This window comes from Kitasatospora dryopteridis (genome assembly GCF_050749075.1).
In the GTDB taxonomy this organism is placed as follows: domain Bacteria; phylum Actinomycetota; class Actinomycetes; order Streptomycetales; family Streptomycetaceae; genus Kitasatospora.
The window spans coordinates 6,299,942-6,320,030 of sequence record NZ_CP192749.1 but is presented as its reverse complement, the minus strand read 5'-3'; the positions used below and the strand labels follow the sequence as shown (position 1 = coordinate 6,320,030).

The window sequence follows — 20,089 nt, the reverse complement described above, 5'->3', positions numbered from 1 at the left end:
GCCGGTGCCCGCCGACCACACCCGCGAGGGAGCAACCGTATGACCCCACGGCTCGACGCCCGCCACACCTGCGCCCCGACCGGGCTGCCCAGCGCCGACCACGCCGTCGCGCACACCCTGCTCAACTGCCTGCTGCGCGAGGTCTCCGCGCCCGAGCACCAGACCGCGGTCATCGACGACCACCTGCTCGTCCGGCTGCCCCGCCGCGGCACCCTGCTGCGGGTGGCCCTGCGCCGCACCTCGCTCTCCGGCGCGCACCGCTTCACCGGGCCCGTCCTCGCGCACGGCCCGGACGGGCCCCGCGAGGTCGGCTGGCGCGAACTCGCCGAGCACGTGCAGGCCGAGCTGGGCCTGCGCGGCGGCTCCGGCAACGACGAGTTCCTCGCCCAACTCGCCTCCAGCCACGCCGGGGTGGCCGCCGCGCTGGACGGCCTGCCGTCCCCGGGCGCGGACCGCTACCTGGAGTCCGAACAGGCCCTGGTCTACGGCCACCGCTTCCACCCTGCGCCCAAGGCCCGTTCCTCCGGCCGCACCGGCGACAGCGGCGCCTGGGCCGCGTACGCCCCCGAGGCGCGCGCCGCCTTCCGCCTCCGGCACCTCGCCGTCCGCACCGCACTGCTCGCCGAGGACACCGCCGACCCGGCCGCCACCGCCCTGCTCGACGGCCTGCGCAGCGGCCTCCCCGAGGGCTACCGGCTGCTGCCCGCCCACCCCTGGCAGTTCGCGCTGCTGCGCGACCACCCGCTGCTGACCGCCGCCCTCGCCCGGGGCGACGTGCTCGACCTGGGCCCCGGCGGCAGCCCGTTCACCGCCACCGCCTCCGTCCGCACCCTGTACGGCTCCGGCGCGTTCCTCAAGTTCAGCCTCAATGTGCGGATCACCAACTGCCTGCGCAAGAACGCCGCGTACGAGCTCGCCGGCGCCGTCGCGCTGACCCGCCTGCTCGAGGCGCCGTTCGCCGACCTCGCCCGCCGCTTCCCGGACGCCGCCGTACTGCGCGAGCCCGCCTTCCGCACCCTGGCCCTGCCGGGCCCGGACGGCCGCCCCGACACCGCGCTGTACGAGGGCCTCGGCCTGATCGTCCGCGAGGGCCTGGCCGGCGCCGTCCGCCCCGGCCTCACCCCGCTGCTGGCCGCCGCCGTCGCCGACGAGTACCCCACCAGCTCCGCCCAGGTCGCCGCGCTGCTGGACGGCGCAGGGCCGGCCGCCGCCCGCGACTGGTGGGCCCGCTACCTGCGGCTGGTCGTCCCGCCGGTGCTGGCCGCCTACACCGACCACGGCGTGGTGCTGGAGCCGCACCTGCAGAACGTGCTGATCTGCGTGGACGGCGACGGTCTCCCCGCACAGGTGCTCTTCCGCGACCTGGAGGGCACCAAGCTGCTGCCCGAGCACCACGCCGGCGCCCTCGCCGCACTGCCGCCCGAGGTCGCCGCCCCGATGACCTACGACGCCGACCGCGGCTGGGACCGCGTGGTGTACTGCCCAGTTGCCCGCCTACGTGTACGACATGGCAGCGCTGCGGACCCACGTTGCCGCCATCCGCGCAGCACTGCCCGAAGGCATCGAGCTCCTCTACGCCGCGAAGGCGAATCCGGAGCCCCCCATCCTGCGCGCCGTGGCGCCCCACGTCGACGGGTTCGAGGTCGCATCCGGCGGAGAGCTGGAGCACGTCCACCGGACACTGCCTGACGCGCGCATTTCCTTCGGCGGGCCGGGCAAGACCGATTCCGAGCTCGCGCTCGCGCTGGACCTCGGGGTGGAGCGCATCCATGTGGAGAGCCCGTACGAGCTGGAGCGCCTGGCGAGGATCGCAGGAGAGTCCAGCCAGACCGCGAACATCCTGCTGCGCCTCAACCTCGCGGGTGGACGCGCGGGAGCCGCGCTAGCCATGAGCGGTCCGTTCGGCATGGACCCGGTCCTCATCGAGGACTGCCGCAGCATCCTGGCATCATCCCCGCAGGTGAAGCTGCACGGAATCCACGCCCACCTCGCGTCCGGGCTGGACGCTGCCGCCATGCTCCGGCAGTCCGCCGACATCCTGGCCTGGGCCCGCCCGTGGCTGTCCGAGGCTGGTGTGGAAAATCCGGAGATCAACCTCGGCGGCGGTATGGCCGTCGACTACACCGCCCCCGACAACGTCTTCGACTGGACGGCCTACGGCAAGGGGATCGCCGACCTGATCGCCCCGGGCGAGACCCTGCGGATCGAACCCGGCCGTTCCGTCAGCGTCTACGCCGGCTGGTACATCACGCAGGTCCTGGACGTGAAGCAGGCGCACGGGCAGTGGTACGCGGTGCTCCGCGGCGGCACCATGCAGATCCGCACGCCGGTCACCAAGAATCACAACCAGCCGTTCGTCATCCTCCCCGGCTCCTCTGCCGACGGACCGTCGGTGGAGGAGGCAGCGGTCACCTTCGTCGGGCAGCTGTGCACCCCGAAGGATGTGTTCGCCAAGCAGGTTCAGGTCGACCGTATTGCGGTCGGTGACACGGTGGCCTTCGCCATGGCTGGCGCGTACGCCTGGAACATCTCGCACTACGACTTCCTGATGCACCCCCACCCCGGCTTCCTTCGTCGCCGGCCGCCCCGACTTCGCCGTGATGGCCTCGCTCGTCCGGGCCGGACGCACCGTCGCCTCCTGGATCTACCAGCCGGTCGGCGGCGTCTCCTACGCCGCCGAACTCGGCGCCGGTGCCTGGCGCGACGGGAAGCGGATAGTCCGGCAGCCGGCCGGCCCCGAGCCGGAGAAGTGGCGCGGCTCGGTGAAGAGCCGCTACCTCGACCCGGTCATGCACCACCGGCTGCAGACCAATGCCCGGGTGTTCGGCGAACTGTCCACCGGTCTGCGCTCGGCCGGCATGGAGTACCCGCAGATCGCCGACGGCCGGCAGGAGTTCATCCTCTACTGGCGCACCCTGCCCTGGGACCACGCCCCCGGCTCCCTGCTGGTCACCGAGGCCGGCGGAGTCTCCGCCCGGCTGGACGGCAGCGAGTACCGCCCCGAACCCCCGGGCGGCCTCGACGGCCTCCTGGTCGCCTCCGACCCGGCCGTCTGGGACCGCACCCAGGAAATCCTCCTCGCCGCAGCCCTGCACTAGCAGGAGTCATCAAGGCAGACGGCCGACCCGTAGGGGCGCGTGGGGGCACCTGGGGTGTCCCAGTGCCCGGGTGCCTACCAGAGCACCGGCAGGCGTTCGGGCAGCCGCTTGATGAAGCCGGGCCGCCAGGCCAGCTGCTCCACCGGCAGGGCGAGCCGGAGTTCGGGGAGCCGCTGCACCAGGGCGGTCAGGGCGATCCCGGCGTGGGTGCGGCCGAGTGCCGAGGCCGGGCAGAAGTGGCGGCCGGCGCCGAAGGCCAGGTGCGGGTTCTCCGGGCGGTCGAAGTCGATCCGCTCCGGGTGCGGGAACACCTCCGGGTCGTGGTTGGCCCCCTCCACCAGGACGAGCACCAGCTCACCCTCCCTGACCCGCACCTCCCCCAGCTGCACATCGGCCAGGGCCAGCCGCGGCAGCGCGTCCCCGATGGACAGGTTCCAGCGCAGCAGCTCCTCCACCGCGCGGTCGACCACGCCCGGCTCGCTGCGCAGCCGCTCGGCGAGTTCGGGCCGCTGCACCAGCATGATGACCGCGTGCAGCAGGAACGACGAGGTGGAGACCGCGCCGGCGCCGAACAGCGAGAGCGCGACGGTGGCGAGGAGTTCGTCGGGGACTCGGTCGGCGGCGTCCGGCGAGCGGCGCAGCTCGGCGAAGCGGCCCAGCAGGCCCTCGGTGGGCTCCGGGTCGGCGTTGAGCCGGTCGACCATGTAGCCGAGGTCCTTGTACCAGTTGGCCGCCGAGCCCTCGAAGGGTGCCGGGCTGGTGAGGAAGGCGACGTCGATGCCGGCCATCAGGCGCCGCCAGTCGTCGGTCGGGATGCCGAGCAGTCGGCAGTGCAGGGCGGCGGAGTACGGCTCGGTGAAACCGTCCCGCAGTTCGCCGGGGGCGCCCTGTTCGACCAGCCGGTCGATCAGCCGGTGTGCCTCGGCGGCCAGCCAGGGTGCCAACTCGCGGTCGGCGCGCGGGTTGAGGGTCTTCATCACGGCCTGCCGCAGGCCCGCGCTGTTGATGTTGCCCATGTTGTTCACCACCTCGGGCGGGATGGTGAGCGCGTACTGGCGCGGCACGCCGGGGTTGGCGGTGTCCTTGAGGCTGAAGCGCTCGTCCTCCAGCACCTGCTTGGCGAGGGCGAAGCTGCTGACCAGCCAGGCCTCGTCGCCGGTCATGGTGCGGACCTTGGCCACCGGGTGCTTCTCCCGCAGCACGGCGACCTCCTCGGGGACGATGTCGCCGCGGCGGGAGAGCGGGAACTCGAACCCGGGCTGCTGGTCGGTGACGGTCATGGAACTCCTCTGGCAGGGGCGGGAACTGGTCAGGCTGCGGTGCGGCCGGCCGCCGGGTCGGCCGGGCGGACGACGGCGTAGGCCTGGCCGGCGACTGCGCGCAGCCCTTCGGTGCGGCCGAACAGCACGGCGGTGAGCGGCAGTTCGAGGTGGTAGCAGGCGACGGAGCTGGGCACGCCGAGCAGGGCCGGGGTGTCCAGGAAGAACGGGAGTTCGGCCGCTATGTAGTCGACGGCGGCCGCGAGGTGCTCGGGATCGGGGGTGCCGCCGTCCAGCCGGGAACGGAGGAAGCCGTGCGCCATCCGTTCGGTGGCCTCGCGGAACGGCGGGTCGGCGGCGAGGGCGTCCAGGGCGGCGCCGTGCAGGCGGCGGTAGGCCGCGCTGCCGGTGAAGTCGGAGAGCGCATGGGCCCGGACGCCTTCGCGCCCGGCGTCGGCGACGCCGCGTTCGATGCGGCGCCGGGTCGCCTTGACCTCCTTGGCGGCGCGGCGGAGGGCGGCCTCGGGCGGGTAGCCCTGGGCGCCGAACTGGGCGTCGACGTGCAGGTCGGCGTGGACGATGTCCACGGTGTCGAAGAACTCCTTTCCCCAGTGCACAAGTTCGGTGATACGGCGGGCGCTGAAATAGCTGTTCCCGGGGCTGACGCCGATCAGCAGGTGGTCGCCGCGGGCGAACACCCGGCGGCACCGTTCGGAGAACGGAAAGGCCTGGAATCCTTCGATGGTGGTACTCAGGAGCGTGTCGCTCATGCCGATTCCTCCGCCGGACGGGGACGGGTGCGGGCGGCGCCGGCGACGGCCGGCGCGATAGTCGGGATGCAGGGCGGCCGCGCACGTCCGAACGCCGAGGGTGGGGCGCTGCGGACGGGGCCGGAAGGAAGGGGCGGGCAGGCTCAGATCGCCCGCGAGCAGGCCGAGAACGGCACGGCGGAGCCCCCTTGCGCCGCTAGTCCCAGGGAGCCGTGTGCTCCCGGTGTGGCGGCGACCACGAGAAGCTACCGCCGATCTTCACCGGTCCGGCAAGCCTGCCGCGGGGATTGGCGGAATTCACACCCGGCGCGGCCGAAAAATGCTGGACAACCCATAGCCGGTATGTCCACGGAACACCGTTCCGCGCATAGCAAATCTACACCGGGAATGGCATTGTGGGTTCCTCCGAGCGGAATTGACCGAACGTCACGTTCCGCTGTGTGTTTCCTCCGCCCGGCGTCCGGCCCGGACGATCTCGGCGAGCAGCCCCGCGATGTCCTCGGGTGCGGTGTGCGGGTTCAGCAGGGTGAGCTTGAGGCGGACGCGGCCGGGGCCCTCGCCCGGCAGTTCGGTGCGGCCGACGACGGCCCGGCCGGTGCGCAGCAGGTCGCGGCGGAGCTCGGCGTTGAGGCGGTCGAGGAGCGCCGGTTCGGCACCTTCGGGGCGGTACCGGAAGACCGCGGTGGTGAGCACCGGCGGGCAGTGCAGCTCCAGCGCGGGCTCGGCCTCGACCGCCTCCGCGGTGAGCAGGGCGAGTCGGTGGCAGGCGTCGACCAGGGCGCCGAGGCCGGAGCGGCCGAGGGTGGCGAGGGTGACGGCCAGTTTGAAGGCGTCGGGGCGGCGGGTGGTGCGCAGCGAGAGGCCCAGCAGGCTGGGGTAGCCGGCCTGTTCGTCGTCGGCCGGGTTGAGGTAGACGGCCCGCCGGGCCAGCGAGGCGTACGTCTCGGCGCGGCGGACGAGGAAGACCCCGGCGGCGGCGGGCTGCCAGCCGAGCTTGTGCCAGTCCAGCGAGAGCGAGTCGGCGCGGGCGATGCCGTCGAGCAGCGGGGCGAGCCGGTCGGAGAACAGGGCGCCGCCGCCGTACGCGGCGTCGACGTGCAGCCAGGCGCCGTACTGCGCGGCGAGGTCGGCGGCGCGGTGCAGCGGGTCGACGGCGCCGGTGTCGGTGGTGCCGGCGGTGGCGACCACGGCGATCGGGGTCTCGCCCAGCCGTGCGGTGTCGGCGAGCGCCTCGGCGAGGGCGTCGCCGTCCATCCGCAGGGTGCGGTCGACGGGCACGGTGCGGACGGCCCGCTCGCCGAGGCCGAGGACGGCGGCGGCGCGCTGCACCGAGAAGTGCGCCGCCTCGGAGGCGAGGATGCGGGGGCGCCGGCCCGCGGGCAGGCCGTCCAGCTCGACGCGGCCGCCGAGCACCCGGTCGCGGGCGAGCATCAGGCCCATCAGGTTGGACTCGGTCCCGCCGGAGGTGAGCACGCCCGCGGCAGTGGACGGAAGCCCGGCCAGGCCGGCCAGTTCGGCGAGGACGGCGGTCTCCAGGGCGGTCGCCGCCGGGGCCTGGTCCCAGGAGTCCTGGGACGGATTGAGGGCGCTGACCGCGAGGTCGGCCGCGGCGGCGACCGCCAGCGGCGGGCAGTGCAGGTGGGCGGCGCAGGCCGGGTCCGCCGGGTCGGCGGCGTACGCGGCGAGCAGGCGGGTGAGCCTGGCGAGGGCGCCGGGGCCGGGCGGTTCGGCGAGGGCCGCGGCGACCTGCCGGGCGGTCTCCTCGGGACGCCCGGCGGGGATCGGCCCGGCGCGGTCGGCGGCCCCGGCGGCGAGGGCGGCCAGCACCTCGTCCAGCAGGGGCCGCAGCGCCTCGGGGCCGGCCGTGCCGCCGGAGAGTGCGTCGGCGCCGGCCCCGGGTCTCATACCAGCGCCAGGGAGGCGGACTCGACGGCGTCGGCGAGCCGGTCGAGAACGGCCTCGGCCTGCTCGTCGGTGATGGTGAGCGGGGGCAGCAGGCGGAGCACGGCGCCGTGCCGGCCGCCGAGTTCGACGATCAGGCCGCGCTGCAGGCAGGCCTCGCGGACCCGGACGGCGAGCTGCGGGTCGGCGGGCAGGGCGCCGCAGCTGTCCGGCGCACCGGCCGGGTCGACGAGTTCGACGCCGAGCATCAGGCCGCGCCCACGGACGTCCCCGATCACCGGGAGGCGGCTCTGCAGCCCGGCGAGCCGGGCCGCCATCCGGGCGCCGACCACCCGGGAGCGTTCGACCAGCCCGTTGGCCTCGACGTACCGCAGGGTGGCGGCGCCGGCCGCCATGGCGAGGGTGTTGCCGCGGAAGGTGCCGGTGTGCGCGCCGGGCCGCCAGCCGTCGTAGTCCTCGCGGTAGACGACGGCGGCTAGCGGGAGGCTGCCGCCGATGGCCTTGGAGAGCACGATCGCGTCCGGCTCGATGCCGCTGTGCTCGACCGCCCACATGGCGCCGGTGCGGCCGACGCCGGTCTGCACCTCGTCCACGATCAGCGGGATGCCGCGGTCGGCGGTGATCCGCCGCATGGCGCGCAGCCAGTCGTCGGGGGCCGGGACGACGCCGCCCTCGCCCTGCACCGCCTCCAGGATCATCGCGGCCGGGGCGGTGACCCCGCCCGCCGGGTCGTCCAGCAGCCGCTCGGTGTAGGCCGCGGAGAGCTGCGCGCCGAGCTCTCCGCCGACCCCGAAGGGGCAGCGGTACGGGTACGGGTAGGGCAGCCGGGTGACCTCGCCGCCGCCGGGCAGCGGCGACTTCACGGCGACCGAGCCGGTGACGGCGAGCGCCCCGGCGGTCATGCCGTGGTAGGCGCCGGTGAAGGCCAGGGCCCCGCGCCGCCCGGTGGCGGTCTGCATGAGCTTGAGGGCGGCCTCCACCGCGTCGGTGCCGGCCGGGCCGCAGAAGTGCACCTTGGCGCGGGCGGCGAAGGCCGGCGGAAGGGCCTCGAAGAGGGCGGTGGTGAAATCGTCCTTCTCGGCGGTGGCGAGGTCGAGCAGGTGGAGCGGGGCGCCGCCGTCCAGGGTGCGGCGGATGGCCTCCAGCACGACCGGGTGGTTGTGGCCGAGGACGAGGGTGCCTGCCCCGGAGAGGCAGTCGAGGTAGCGCCGGCCGTCGGCCCCCTCCACGGTCATGCCGTTGGCCCGGACCGGCACGATCGGGAACGACCGGGCGTAGGTGCGGGCGGCGGACTCGCGGATGCGCTGGCGGCGCAGGACGGCGTCACCGGCCGGGGCGGCGGTGTCGGCGGTGGGGCTCACGGGCAGGCTCTCCTCATTAAGTTAGGTAAACCTAACTTTACTGGCCGGAGCCGGTCCGCCGCCGCCGGACCGGCCGGTTCCCACGCCTGGGGTGCAGCTCCGCCCTGCCTCAACGAGCGACCCGCCCGAAGGTCACGCACGAGTTCGGGGCAACCGCCCCGGAGGTCACCCGCGCCCCGGGGTAACCCATTCCCCCTAGGCTTCGGGGCATGGCAGACGATCGTGCAGAGCGGGTGCGGACCCGGGAGTTCTTCGGCGAGCGGGCGGCGGGGTGGGACGCCAAGTTCCCCGACGACGGGCCGCGTTACGCCGCGGCCGTCGCCGAGATCGCCCCCGGCGAGGGCGCCTTCGTGATCGATGCGGGCTGCGGCACCGGGCGGGCACTGCCGCTGCTGCGGGAGGCGGTCGGGCCCCGCGGGACGGTGCTCGGGGTGGACCTCACCCCGGAGATGCTGGCGCAGGCCACCCGGCACCGGGCGTCCGCGGCGCTGGTGCTGGCCGACTGCGCGGCGCTGCCGCTGCCGGACGGGGTGGTGGACCTGGTGTTCGGCGCCGGCCTGATCTCGCACCTGCCGGGCCCCGCCGAGGGCCTGCGCGAGCTCGCCCGGGTGACGGCGCCGGGCGGCCGCCTGGCGCTCTACCACCCGATCGGACGGGCCGCGCTCGCCGCGCGGCACGGCCGGGCGATCACCCCGGACGACCTCCGCGCGGAGCCCAACCTCGGCCCGCTGCTGGCCGCGAACGGCTGGCGGCTGGTCTCCTACACCGACACCGACGAGCGTTTCCTGGCCGTGGCCGAGCGGGTCTGATCAGCTCCGCCAGCGGTAGCACAGCTCGGGCCGCCCGACCTGGCCGTACTGCGGCTCCCGGACGGCGAGGCCGGACTCGACCAGGTGTTCCAGGTAGCGGCGGGCGGTGATCCGGGAGACGCCCGCGGCGGCGCCGGCGGCGGCGGCGGACAGTCCGGTGTCGGCGGCGCGCAGCACGCCGGCCACGGTCTCCAGGGTGGGGGCGCTCAACCCCTTGGGGAGGGCCGTCCGTTCCGGGGTGCGGAGCAGCGCGAGGGCCTGGTCGACCTCGTCCTGTCCGGTGGCCTCGCCGCGCCGGCCGAGGCTGGCCCGGTAGCGGGCGTACCGGTCGAGGCGTTCGCGCAGTGCGGCGCCGCTGAACGGCTTGAGCAGGTACTGCACGACGCCCTCGGAGACCGCCTGGCGGACCATCGCCAGGTCGCGGGCGGAGGTGACCGCGATGATGTCGGTGGTGTGGCCGGCCGCCCGGAGGGTGCGGCACAGCCGGAGGCCGTGGCCGTCGGGCAGGTAGAGGTCGAGCAGGGCGAGGTCGACCGGGGTGCCGGCGGCCCGGGCCCGTTCCAGGGCGCGGAGCGCCTCGGCGCAGCTGTGCGCGGTGGCGGCGAGCCGGAAGCCGGGGGTGCGGGCGACGTACAGGCCGTGTGCGTCGGCGGCCACCGGGTCGTCCTCGACCACCAGGACGGAGATCTCCGCGGTCATCGGGCGGCCTCCCGCTGGAGCGGCAGCCGGACGGTGAGCACGGCGCCGCGCTCGCGGCCGATCTCGACGGTGCCGCCGTTGCGGCGGGCGGTCTGGGCGACCAGGGCGAGCCCGAGTCCGCGGCCGTGCTGCTTGGTCGTCCAGCCGCGGCGGAAGACCTCGCCGGCCGCGTCGGTGTCGATGCCTGCGCCCGAGTCGGCGACGCGGAGCAGCAGTTGGCCGGCGTCGACGCGGGCGGTGACGGTGACCTCGGGCGGGCCGGGGTGGGCGGCGGCGTTCTCGACGGCGGCGTCGACGGCGTTGTCGATGAGGTTGCCGAGCACGGTGACGAGGTCGCGCGGGGCGAGGGCCGGGGGCAGCACGCCGTCGTCGATCCGGCTGTCCTCGGTGAGTTCGAGGTCGACGCCGCGTTCGGCGGCCTGCGAGGCCTTGCCGAGCAGCAGGGCGGCGAGGACGGGTTCGCCGACGGCGCCGACGACCTTGTCGGTGAGCCGCTGGGCGAGCTCGAGTTCGGCGGTGGCGAACTCCACGGCCTCCTGGTGGCGGCCGAGTTCGATCAGCGAGACGACGGCGTGCAGCCGGTTGGCGGCCTCGTGGGCCTGCGCCCCGAGGGCGTCCGCGAAGCCCCGGACGCTGTCCAGTTCGCCGGTGAGCGACTGGAGTTCGGTGTGGTCGCGGAGGGTGAGGACGCTGCCGAGGCCGGTGCCGATCGGGGAGGTGTTGAGCACCACCACGCGCTCGGCGGTCAGGTGCACCTCGTCGTGCGCGGGCCCGCTGCCGAGCACCGCCCGGACGAGCGACTCGGGCAGGCCTAGCGCGTCGAACCGCAGACCCTCCACCTCGCCCTGCAGGCCGAGGAGTTCGCGCGCGGCGTCGTTGCAGAGGACCACCCGCTGGGTGCGGTCGAGCAGGACGAGGCCCTCGCGCACCGAGTGCAGGGTGGCCTGGTGGTACTCGTACAGGTGGCTGAGTTCGTCGGCGCCCATGCCGTGGGTGTGGCGGCGCAGCCGGGCGTTGGCCAGGTAGGTGCCGGCGCCGCCGAGGGCGAGGGCGCCGGCCGCGACGCCGACCAGGGCGAGCAGCGGGCCGCGCAGTTGAGCGCTGATGGACTGCAGGGTGATGCCGGCGCTGACCAGGCCGATCACCCGGCCGCGGTCGTCGAGGATCGGGGTGACCACGCGGACGGACGGGCCGAGGGTGCCGGTGTAGGTCTCGCTGGTGGTGCGGCCGGCGAGGGCGCCGTCGATGTGGCCGAGGAAGGGGCGGCCGATCTGGGCGGGGTCGCGGTGCGCCCAGCGGATGCCGTGCGGGTCCATGACGGTCACGAAGTCGACGGCGGCGTCCGTCCGGACGCGTTCGGCGTACGGCTGGAGGACGGCCGTCGGGTCGGGGCCCGTGGCGGCCTCGCGGACGCCCGGCGCGTCGGCGACGGCCCGGGCGGCGGCGGTGACCTGGCGGACCGCGGCCGCGTGGGTGCGGTGCTCGGTGAACAGGTAGGCGAGGACCGCGCCGCCGGCGACGACGGCGGCGACGATCACCACCTGCACGAGGAAGAGCTGCCCGGCGAGGCTGCGCGGCAGGCGGCGCACAGCGCGGTCCGGCGGGGCCGGGCGGCCGGGTCCGATACGCATACCGGCCAGTGTGCACGGTCCCCGCCGGTGTGCGGGATCGCGCGGTGTGAACTCTATGAACGCAAACGTGACCCCCGTCACTCCGGCGCCCATAGTCTTCACCGGCCCTCCCCCCGGGGCCGTCAGGGACAGCAGGGCGAAGGAGCCGTGGAATGTCGAGCGCAGGAGCAGTCCGGAGCAGAACCGACCGTACGCACTACCTGTATCTGGCGGTGATCGCGGCGATGGCCGCGGGCATCGCGGTCGGGTTGGCGGCGCCCGGCGTGGCCGTGGAGCTGAAGCCGATCGGAACGGGCTTCGTCAACCTCATCAAGATGATGATCAGCCCGGTCATCTTCTGCACCATCGTGCTGGGCATCGGCTCGGTCACCAAGGCCGCCAAGGTCGGCCGGGTCGGCGGCCTGGCCCTCGGCTACTTCCTCGCGATGTCCACCGTCGCCCTCGGCATCGGCCTGGTGGTCGGCAACCTCATCGAGCCCGGCTCCGGGCTCCACCTGACCAGCGCGCTCGCCAAGTCCGGGCACGCCCAGGCCGCGGCCGGCGAGGCCACCGACACCGCCGACTTCCTGCTCGGCATCATCCCGACCACGCTCTTCTCCGCCCTCACCGAGGGCAAGGTGCTGCAGACCCTGCTGGTCGCCCTGCTCGCCGGCTTCGCCCTGCAGGCGATGGGCCCGGTGGGCGCACCGGTGCTGCGCGGCGTCGAGCACCTGCAGAAGCTGGTCTTCCGGATCATGTCGATGATCATGTGGGTGGCCCCGATCGGCGCCTTCGGTGCGATCGCCGCGGTGGTCGGTGCGACCGGCACCGCCGCCCTCAAGAGCCTCGCCATGATCATGGTCGGCTTCTACGTGACCTGCGCGCTGTTCGTCGCCGTGGTGCTCGGCCTGCTGCTGCGGCTGGTCGCCGGCGTCAACATCTTCTCCCTGCTCCGCTACCTCGGCCGGGAGTTCCTGCTGATCCTCTCCACCTCCTCCTCGGAGAGCGCCCTGCCCCGCCTGATCGCCAAGATGGAGCACCTCGGCGTCAGCCGCCCGGTCGTCGGCATCACCGTGCCGACCGGCTACAGCTTCAACCTGGACGGCACCGCGATCTACCTCACCATGGCCTCGATCTTCATCTCCGAGGCCCTGGACAAGCCGATGTCCATCGGCCAGCAGATCTCGCTGCTGCTCTTCATGGTGATCGCCAGCAAGGGCGCGGCGGGCGTCACCGGCGCAGGCCTGGCCACCCTGGCCGGCGGCCTGCAGTCGCACCGGCCGGAGCTGGTCGACGGCGTCGGCCTGATCGTCGGCATCGACCGCTTCATGTCGGAGGCCCGCGCACTGACCAACTTCGCCGGCAACGCGGTGGCCACCGTGCTGATCGGGCACTGGACGGGCGAGCTGGACCGCGACCGCCTCGACCGCGTGCTGGCCGGCGGCCTTCCCTTCGACGAGACCACCCTCGTCGATCCCCACGACGCCGCCGTCCCCGCCCAGTCCCAGCCCCCGGCGGTCGAGAAGACCACCGTCTGAGGGCCGACCCCAAGGAGCGTGTGGGGGCACCTCCCGGCCAGAAGCTGGGAGGCGCCCCCACGCGTGCTTATTTGTGGCCGGCCCCGGCCGTCAGGGTTCGGTGCTGCCGGTGACGGCCCAGGCGAGGCCGGTGGCGGGGTCTTCGAGGGCGAGGTGGAGGTGCCAGAGTTCGTCGCGGGGGTCCGCCCAGGTGAGGCAGCGGAGGCGTCCGACCAGGGCGTCCACCTCGGCGGGGGCGGGTCGGCGGGCGCCGGTCATGGCGGTGAGGAGGCGCCAGACGGCGAGCCGGCCGTGGGCGCTGCCGAGTGCGGGCAGACCGGAGGCGGCCTGGACGAGGGCGGGGTAGGCGGCGGCGAACGGCAGGTGCCCGGCGAAGGCGGAGCGGCCGGGGGCGAGGCGGGCGGCCGCGTCGGGTGCGGTGCCCCGGACACAGACGGCCTGCAGCCATGGGGCGAGGCCGGCCAACAGCCGGGTGGCGTCCTGCCCGTGGACCTCGCTGCCGGAGAAGGGCAGGTCGAGCGGGCCGAGGTCCTCGCGGCTGGCGGGCAGGGCGAGCAGGGCACGCCGCGCACCGCCGCGGGGCAGGTACTCGCGGACCCGGCAGGACGCCTCCCAGCCGGCCTCCTCCCAGGGCTGCAGCACCAGCGGAACGCCTTCGGGGTCGGCCTCGGCGCAGCCGGCCAGGTCGTCGCCGAGCAGGGCCCGGGTGTGGGCGGCGAGGCGGCGGACGGGGGCGGGTTCGAGGAGGGGGGCCAGCCGGCGCCAGGAGTGCCGGGCGGCGAGCACCTCCCAGAGGGGTCCGGCGTCGCAGTCGTGCTCGCCGGCGGCGGTGCCGGGCCCGGCGTCGCCGTCGAAGAGCCGGGCGGCCACCTCGGGCGGCGCCCCGTACGCGATCAGGTGCCCTACCGGGCCGGCGGCCCGTGGGGATGTGCCGCGCAGCCGCCGGAACAGTCCGAGCAGTTCCGGCCAGCGGCCCGCCGCGGCCAGCTCGCCCAGCCGCCGCCCCTCGTACGTGATCATCTCGTCAATGTACGTCGGTGCCCCGCTGACGGGGCGTCGGGCCGCGGTGTGTCGGAGGCGCCGGAAACGCCGAGCGGCACGGTAAAGAACCGACCGCGCGGTACGGAATTTCGCCCGGACGCGCAGGCTTCATACAGGCCTAAGATGCCTGATATACAGGGGGCATGAGTATGCCAATCGACCAGCGCCTGGGCCACCACATCAAGCGCGCCGAGCAGGAGCTGATCGCGGCCAAGCATGCGGCACTCCGCCCGTTCAAGCTGAGCACGCCGCAGTACACCGTGCTGCTGGTGCTGTCGGAGGAGCCGGGGCTGTCCGGGGCGGGACTGGCCCGGCGCTGCCTGGTCACGCCGCAGACGATGTCCTCGGTGCTGGGCACCCTGGAGGGCCGGGGCCTGGTCGAGCGCAAGCCGCACCCGATCCACCAGCACATCCTGGAAGCCCGGCTGACCCGCAGCGGCCGGACGCTGCTGGCCAAGGCGGACCAGGCGGCCATGGCGGTGGAGCAGGCGCTGGACGCGGAGTTCGACGACGAGGAGCGCGCCGCCCTGCTCGCCCTGCTGGGCCGCTGCACGGAGGCACTGGCGAAGGCTCCGGCCGGGGAGTGACCGCCGCCGGCCCGCAGGCCGCGGCCGGGGCCCGACGGATGGTCAGCCGGTGGGGCCGGCGCGGAGGCTGCCGCGGGCGACGGTCTCGCCGGCCTGCTCCATGACGACCTCGACGGACGTCCCGCACACCGCGGCCGCGCCCGGTTCGGCCCGGACGAGGCAGGGCTCGCCGAACTCGACGTACTTCAGGAAGCGCGCGGACAGCGCGGTGACCAGCGGGGCGGGCCGACCGGTGGCCAGGCACGCGGCCTGCCGCATGGCCTCGACCAGCACCATCCCGGGCAGGTGGTCGACCTCGTGGTCGAACAGCACCGGGTGGCTGCGCTCGGAGCGGACCTCCCAGGTGTGCGGGGCCGCCGTCGGGGCGAGTACGACGTCGGCGGCGCGGTCCCGGCCGACCAGCGGGGGCGGCACGGGCAGCGGCGGCAGCGGCCGTTCGGCGGCGGCGGAGAGCCGCTCGCCGCGCAGCCTGCGGTAGGCGCCGGGGCTGGTGCAGCTCAGCGCGCCGGTGGCGGTGCCCAGGGCGCGGCCGTCGCGCAGCACGTGGAGCCGTATCCGCATGCCGCCGATGCTGCTGCCGCGGCGGCGCACGTCCTCGCAGGTGGCCATGAGCGAGAGGTTGGCGGGCGTGCCGGTGAAGGCGAGTGCGGCCGGGTCGGCCTCGAAGGAGACGTCCCACATCAGGAAGTGCGCGTCGAGCGGCACCCCGAAGGCCGTGTGGGCGATGAGCAGTCCGGCCTGGCGGACGGTCTCCGCCATGAGCACCGGGTCGTACCAGCGGTCGCCGACCGGGAGGTAGAAGCCGTGCCCGCGGGGCCACTGGGCGCCGAGGACGAAGTCCCGGTCGCCGACCGGCCGACAGTCCGTCAGAAGCACCTCCGAGACCGCCGCCCGGTGCACGAGTGCACGGTCGACCGCCCGGGCGAACAGCACGTCCGAGCGCACATCCAGTATCTGGGACACCGACGAATCCCCCTTCAGGTGTTCACTGCGTCTCCTCAATCCTACAGACCACCCGGTTTGTTTTCTAATGACAAAGGGACTGAACCGGACGGGTTTTGACATCCCTTTACCTGACGCCGATCGGAGCAGCGGCGGACGCGGCAAAGCCGCGGTGCGCACCCCGGACTCCGGGGGCGCACCGCGGCGCACGGGCCGTCCGCGGGGGCCGGTCAGCGGAGGGCGGCCCCGGAGAGCAGCCCCCGGGAGGCCGGCCGGTCGGCGGCCTCGTCCTCGGCCCCGAACACCGGCTCGCCGTAACGCCCGACCGGCTGGTCCAGCGCCCAGCGGACCAGGGCGGCACCGATGTTCATCCCGCCGCCGAAGCCGGCCAGCAGCACCAGGTCGCCGCGCTCCAGGCCACCGCGGCGGTGCACGGTGTCCAGGGTGATCGCCACCGAGGCCGCACCGGTGTTGGCGTGCCTGTCCACCGTCAGGTGCATGGCCGCTTCCGGGAGTCCGAGCTCCGGCCAGACCTGGTTGAGCATCACCCCGTTGGCCTGGTGCGGGACAAAGTGCCGCACCTCCTTCGCCGGCACCCCCGCCCGGTCGAGCAGCGCGGCGACCGCACCGGGCAGCGCCTCGTGGACGAAGCCGCGCACGGCCCGGCCGTCCATCCGGAACCAGTGCCCGCCCTCGGCCACCGTCCGGGCCGAGGCCGGCCGCCGGCTGCCGCCCGCCGCCACCCCGATCAGCCGGTGCTGGTCGCCGCGGCCGAGCAGCGCCGTCTCCACCATCCCGAGGCCGGCCGGCACCGGGCCGAGCACCACGGCGCCGGCGCCGTCCCCGAAGAGCACGGCCGTCCTGCGGTCGGCCGGGTCGAGGATCCGGGAGTAGACGTCCGCCCCGACCACCAGCCCGTACGGGGCGGCCGGGTCGGTGGCGCCGCGGAGCATATGGGTGCCGACCGCCAGGCCGTACACGAAGCCGCTGCAGACGGCGTTGACGTCGAACGCGGCGGCCCGGCGGGCGCCGATCAGGTCCTGCACGATGCTGGCGGTGGCGGGCTGCGGGTGGTCCGGGGTGGAGGTCGCGACCAGCACGAAACCGAGCCGGTCGGCGCTCACCCCGGCCTGCTGCAGTGCTCTGCGGGCAGCCTCGGCGGCCAGGTCGGAGGTGGCCTCGTGGTCGGCGGCCCGGTGCCGCCGGCCGATCCCGGTCCGTTCCTCGATCCAGGCGGCGGTCACACCCGCCCGCGCCGCGACCTCCTCGTTGCTGACGACGTTCTCGGGCACGTACGAACCGGTGCCCACGATGCCGATCGGTGTCATGGTCCCCTCCTGTCGTTGCTGCGGGCCCGGTCGGGCGGTGCCGCCACCGCTCCCCCGGCCCGCGGGGCGGGGAGCGGCGGGCCGGCTCAGACCGCCGCCCCGACCGGCCCGGCGGGCACCAGCCGCCGCCAGCCGGCGAGTTCGGCGTGCGCCGTCAGCACCGGGTCGTGGCCGACCGCCACCGGCCGGCCCACCGCGGAGAGCAGCGGCAGGTCACTGCTGTGGTCCCCGTACGCCGCGGAGCCGGCCAGGTCCAGGCCGCGGACGCCGGCCACCGCCGAGGCCACCCGGGCCTTCACCTCGCCGATCACCGGGACGACCACTTCGCCGGTGAGCCGGCCGCCGCGGACCACGGGCCGGGTGCCGAACGTCCAGTCGGCCCGCAGCTGCGCCGCAATGGGGTCCAGGCAGGCGAAGAACGAGCCGGACACCAGGACGACGAAGTCCCCGGCGGCCCGGTGCCGTTCCACCTCGGCGACCGCCTCGGGGACGAACAGGCCGCGCTCCACGGCCCGTTCGAACCACGCCTCGCCGGCCGAGGCGAGCCGCTCGGCACTCTCCCCGGCGTAGAGGCGGTAGTACTCGCGGTTCACGACCTGCCGCGGAGTGCCGGCGGCAGCGGCGGCCTTGAGCTCGGCGGTGAGCCGCTGGAAGGTGCCCTCCGGCTCGCCGCGGCGGCGCAGGTAGAACTCGAGGAAGTGGAACATGCTCTTGACCCGGACGAGCGTCTCGTCCACGTCGAAGAACGCACCGGCGGTACTGGGCATGGGTCCTCCGTAGCTGTCGTATCGGTGCGGGGCCGGGAGCGCCCGGCTGCTGTGACGGCAACTCCCGCCGGGGTACAGCCTCCTAGCCGCGGATGCGGGCCAGGGAGAGGACGAAACGGGCGATCGACTCGTCGTGCTGGCGGGCGTCCACCACGACCGGGAGCTGGGTGACCGCGGCACCGGGCTCGGCCTCGTCCAGGTCGAGCGGGCCGCCCTGGGTGTAGTAGGTGTGCTCGCCGGCCTCCGCGCCCAGCGGCTTCTCGTCGCCGAGCGTCGCGGTGAGCACGGTCTGCGGCTCCAGCTCGCCGAACCGGGCGAAGGTGACGGACAGGTCGACCGGGAAGGTCTTCGCGGCGGACAGCCCGCGGGTGTCCAGCGCGGTGAACAGGGCGAGCTGGCGGGCGGCCTCGGCGAGCACCATGCCGGGCAGGTGGTCCTGCGGGTGGTCGAACATGCTCGGGTTGCCCGCGGGTATCCGCAGCACGGCGGTGGCGGCGCCGTCGGCGAGCACCGGGTCGAGGAGCACCACGTTGCGCGGGTCGGCACGGCCGACCAGGTGCGGTGCGGCCGGGGCGGCGCCGCCGGCCTGCGGCGGCAGCAGCGCGGTGCTGGGCAGTTCGGCGCCGTCGCGGTTGCGCAGCCGCATCTCCCGGTAACCGGCCGGGTCGCGGAACCGCAGGCCGACCCCGGCCCAGCCGATCACGGTGCCGTCCACGGTGAGTTCCACGGCGTGGTCGAGCCCGGTGACCCGGCCCTCGCGGACCCGGCGGTCCGTCACCGTCACGTTCAGCACCAGGTCCAGCGGGCTGTCGCCGATGGTCAGCAGCCGGGGGCGGATCAGGTGGATGCGCAGGAAGGTCAGGATGAACTTGTGGTCGGCCGGGACACCGTGGAACAGGTGGGCGCCGGCCAGGGTCGCCTGCCGGGCCGCCTCGAGCAGCAGCACCGGGTCGTGGGTGCCCGGCCGGAGCAGGTGGTCGCCGTAGTAGGCGTGCGAGCGGGGCAGCTGGGCGGCCGCGGTGTAGTGGCCGCCCTCGCCGCCGCGCAGGTCGGTGACGAAGACCTCGCTGACGGCGTCGCGGTGGACCAGCCCGCGGTCCAGGGTGGTGGCGTAGGACAGCGGTACGGCGGCGGGGCGCTCGGGCGCCTCGGCCGGGGCGAACGGGGTGGTGGTCATGGTGGGTTCCTCCTTGGTGCTCCTCGGATGCGGTCCAGGGGTCGGCCTGGCTCCGGTGCCGCCGCGGCGCCCGGTGGGGCTGCGGCGGCGGGCGGGACCGCCGGGGCCGGCCCGCGGCACCGCCCGGTGGGTCGGGCGGGCCGCGGGCGGCGGCGGTGCGCCGCGGTGGTGCCTTCGGTGCTGGGTGCGGGCGGTCGCCGGGGCGACGTGCCGGCAACGGGTCTGCGCCGTACGGCCCGGGGTCAGTACCGGGTGCCGACGGCGGTGGCGCCGAGCCGGCCGAGCTGCGCCAGGTCCTCCGCGGTGAGGACGAGGTCGCCGCCGCGGGCGTTCTCCTCCAGGTGGGCGAGCCGCTTGGTGCCCGAGATCGGCACCACGTGCTCGCCCTGCGCCAGCACCCAGGCCAGGGCGACCTGGGACGGCGTCGTGCCGTAGCGGGCGGCGACCTCGGCGACGCCCTCGGCGAGCTTCTGGTTGGCCTCGATCGCCTCCGGCTGGAAGCGCGGGTTGCCCTGCCGCCAGTCCTCGCCCTCCAGTTGGGCGGCCGAGGTGATCGCGCCGGTCAGGAAGGCGCGGCCGAGCGGCGAGTACGCGATGAAGCCGGCGCCGTGGCGGGCGGCCCAGGGCACCACCTCGTCGAGCTGGTCCTGGCTCCACAGCGACAGTTCGCTCTGGACGGTGGCCACCGGGTGGACGGCGTGCGCGGCGTCGAGCTGCTCGACGGTCGCCTCCGACAGGCCGATCGCGCCGACCTTGCCCTCCCGGACGAGCTCCGCGAGCACGCCCCAGGACTCCTCGACCGGCACGGCCGGGTCGACCCGGTGCAGTTGGTAGAGGTCGATCCGGTCCACGCCGAGGCGGCGCAGCGAGCCCTCGGCGGCCTCGCGCAGGTGCTCGGGCCGGCCGTCGGGGAGGATCTCGCCGCCGCGGACGACCAGGCCGGCCTTGGAGGCCAGCACGATCTCGTCCCGGCGGTCGCGGATCGCCCGGCCGACCAACTCCTCGTTGGTGTGCGGTCCGTAGACGTCGGCGGTGTCGATCAGCGTGATGCCGAGGTCGATCGCCCGGTGGATCACCCTGATCGACTCGGAGTCGTCGCGCCGGGCGGGGCTGTAGGCGAAGCTCATGCCCATGCAGCCGAGGCCGATCGCGCCGACGGTGGTTCCGTTGCTGCCCAACTGTCGTGTGCGCATGGTGCGTT

Annotated in this window: 16 protein-coding genes and 2 pseudogenes; 6 read left to right on the top strand and 12 right to left on the bottom strand. The window is 74.7% G+C overall.

The features are described from left to right. Positions 1 to 39: 39 nt before the first annotated feature. The 3 genes and pseudogenes from ACQ614_RS28490 to ACQ614_RS28480 all read left to right on the top strand — a co-directional run. Positions 40 to 1,422 (top strand): annotated as a pseudogene (locus tag ACQ614_RS28490) (IucA/IucC family protein); the annotation flags it as partial. An 85-nt stretch (positions 1,423 to 1,507) separates the two neighbouring features. Then, positions 1,508 to 2,452, top strand: a pseudogene (locus ACQ614_RS28485) (alanine racemase); the annotation flags it as partial. Positions 2,453 to 2,600: 148 nt separating this feature from the next. Beyond that, positions 2,601 to 3,098: an inositol monophosphatase family protein gene (locus ACQ614_RS28480; protein ID WP_431681661.1), complete on the top strand. Its 498-nt coding sequence runs from the start codon at positions 2,601 to 2,603 to the stop codon at positions 3,096 to 3,098. A gap of 74 nt (positions 3,099 to 3,172) precedes the next feature. On the opposite strand, the gene ACQ614_RS28475 is transcribed toward ACQ614_RS28480, so the two are convergent. From ACQ614_RS28475 to ACQ614_RS28460, 4 genes are all read right to left on the bottom strand, one after another. Beyond that, positions 3,173 to 4,378 carry a cytochrome P450 gene (locus tag ACQ614_RS28475; RefSeq protein ID WP_431681660.1) on the bottom strand — a complete coding sequence of 402 codons (1,206 nt, stop codon included), beginning with the start codon at positions 4,376 to 4,378 and terminating at the stop codon, positions 3,173 to 3,175. A gap of 29 nt (positions 4,379 to 4,407) precedes the next feature. Further along, positions 4,408 to 5,127, bottom strand: a complete 720-nt coding sequence (locus ACQ614_RS28470) for a tRNA-dependent cyclodipeptide synthase (protein WP_431681659.1) — start codon at positions 5,125 to 5,127, stop codon at positions 4,408 to 4,410. A gap of 426 nt (positions 5,128 to 5,553) precedes the next feature. Continuing rightward, positions 5,554 to 7,032 (bottom strand): pyridoxal phosphate-dependent decarboxylase family protein, encoded by a 1,479-nt coding sequence (locus tag ACQ614_RS28465; protein ID WP_431681657.1) that lies wholly within the window; start codon positions 7,030 to 7,032, stop codon positions 5,554 to 5,556. Further along, positions 7,029 to 8,390 carry a diaminobutyrate--2-oxoglutarate transaminase family protein gene (locus tag ACQ614_RS28460; RefSeq protein WP_431681656.1) on the bottom strand — a complete coding sequence of 454 codons (1,362 nt, stop codon included), beginning with the start codon at positions 8,388 to 8,390 and terminating at the stop codon, positions 7,029 to 7,031. The genes ACQ614_RS28465 and ACQ614_RS28460 overlap by 4 nt, the downstream gene beginning before the upstream one ends. Before the next feature lie 209 nt (positions 8,391 to 8,599). Here ACQ614_RS28460 and ACQ614_RS28455 point away from each other — a divergent pair, with 209 nt between their 5' ends. After that, entirely contained in the window at positions 8,600 to 9,199 is a 600-nt protein-coding gene (locus ACQ614_RS28455; protein ID WP_431681655.1) for a class I SAM-dependent methyltransferase, read from the top strand. Here the strand turns inward: ACQ614_RS28455 and ACQ614_RS28450 are convergent, their stop codons facing one another. Together ACQ614_RS28450 and ACQ614_RS28445 are read right to left on the bottom strand one after the other, a co-directional pair. Then, positions 9,200 to 9,898, bottom strand: coding sequence for a response regulator (locus ACQ614_RS28450; RefSeq protein ID WP_431681654.1), 699 nt, complete (start codon positions 9,896 to 9,898; stop codon positions 9,200 to 9,202). Further along, positions 9,895 to 11,529, bottom strand: coding sequence for a sensor histidine kinase (locus ACQ614_RS28445; protein ID WP_431681650.1), 1,635 nt, complete (start codon positions 11,527 to 11,529; stop codon positions 9,895 to 9,897). Before ACQ614_RS28445 ends, ACQ614_RS28450 begins: the two co-directional genes overlap by 4 nt. A gap of 152 nt (positions 11,530 to 11,681) precedes the next feature. On the opposite strand from ACQ614_RS28445, the gene ACQ614_RS28440 reads away from it, so the two are divergent. Next, positions 11,682 to 13,046, top strand: a complete 1,365-nt coding sequence (locus ACQ614_RS28440) for a cation:dicarboxylate symporter family transporter (RefSeq protein ID WP_431681648.1) — start codon at positions 11,682 to 11,684, stop codon at positions 13,044 to 13,046. Between the two features lie 90 nt (positions 13,047 to 13,136). Here the strand turns inward: ACQ614_RS28440 and ACQ614_RS28435 are convergent, their stop codons facing one another. Further along, positions 13,137 to 14,066 carry a hypothetical protein gene (locus tag ACQ614_RS28435; protein ID WP_431681647.1) on the bottom strand — a complete coding sequence of 310 codons (930 nt, stop codon included), beginning with the start codon at positions 14,064 to 14,066 and terminating at the stop codon, positions 13,137 to 13,139. 164 nt (positions 14,067 to 14,230) lie between these two features. Between ACQ614_RS28435 and ACQ614_RS28430 the strand changes: the two genes are divergently transcribed. After that, a complete protein-coding gene (locus ACQ614_RS28430) occupies positions 14,231 to 14,674 on the top strand; it encodes a MarR family winged helix-turn-helix transcriptional regulator (RefSeq protein WP_431681646.1) in 444 nt (147 codons plus the stop codon). Positions 14,675 to 14,716: 42 nt separating this feature from the next. Here ACQ614_RS28430 and ACQ614_RS28425 read toward each other — a convergent pair whose 3' ends face one another. The 5 genes from ACQ614_RS28425 to ACQ614_RS28405 form a co-directional block, all read right to left on the bottom strand. Continuing rightward, positions 14,717 to 15,637 (bottom strand): ScbA/BarX family gamma-butyrolactone biosynthesis protein, encoded by a 921-nt coding sequence (locus ACQ614_RS28425; protein WP_431681645.1) that lies wholly within the window; start codon positions 15,635 to 15,637, stop codon positions 14,717 to 14,719. A gap of 209 nt (positions 15,638 to 15,846) precedes the next feature. Beyond that, positions 15,847 to 16,944, bottom strand: a complete 1,098-nt coding sequence (locus ACQ614_RS28420) for a 3-oxoacyl-ACP synthase III family protein (RefSeq protein WP_431681643.1) — start codon at positions 16,942 to 16,944, stop codon at positions 15,847 to 15,849. An 86-nt stretch (positions 16,945 to 17,030) separates the two neighbouring features. Then, complete coding sequence (locus tag ACQ614_RS28415; RefSeq protein ID WP_431681642.1) at positions 17,031 to 17,711, bottom strand: HAD family hydrolase; 681 nt, start codon at positions 17,709 to 17,711, stop codon at positions 17,031 to 17,033. Between the two features lie 82 nt (positions 17,712 to 17,793). Further along, positions 17,794 to 18,888 carry a ScbA/BarX family gamma-butyrolactone biosynthesis protein gene (locus tag ACQ614_RS28410; RefSeq protein WP_431681640.1) on the bottom strand — a complete coding sequence of 365 codons (1,095 nt, stop codon included), beginning with the start codon at positions 18,886 to 18,888 and terminating at the stop codon, positions 17,794 to 17,796. A gap of 242 nt (positions 18,889 to 19,130) precedes the next feature. Beyond that, complete coding sequence (locus ACQ614_RS28405; RefSeq protein WP_431681638.1) at positions 19,131 to 20,081, bottom strand: aldo/keto reductase; 951 nt, start codon at positions 20,079 to 20,081, stop codon at positions 19,131 to 19,133. Positions 20,082 to 20,089: the final 8 nt, after the last annotated feature.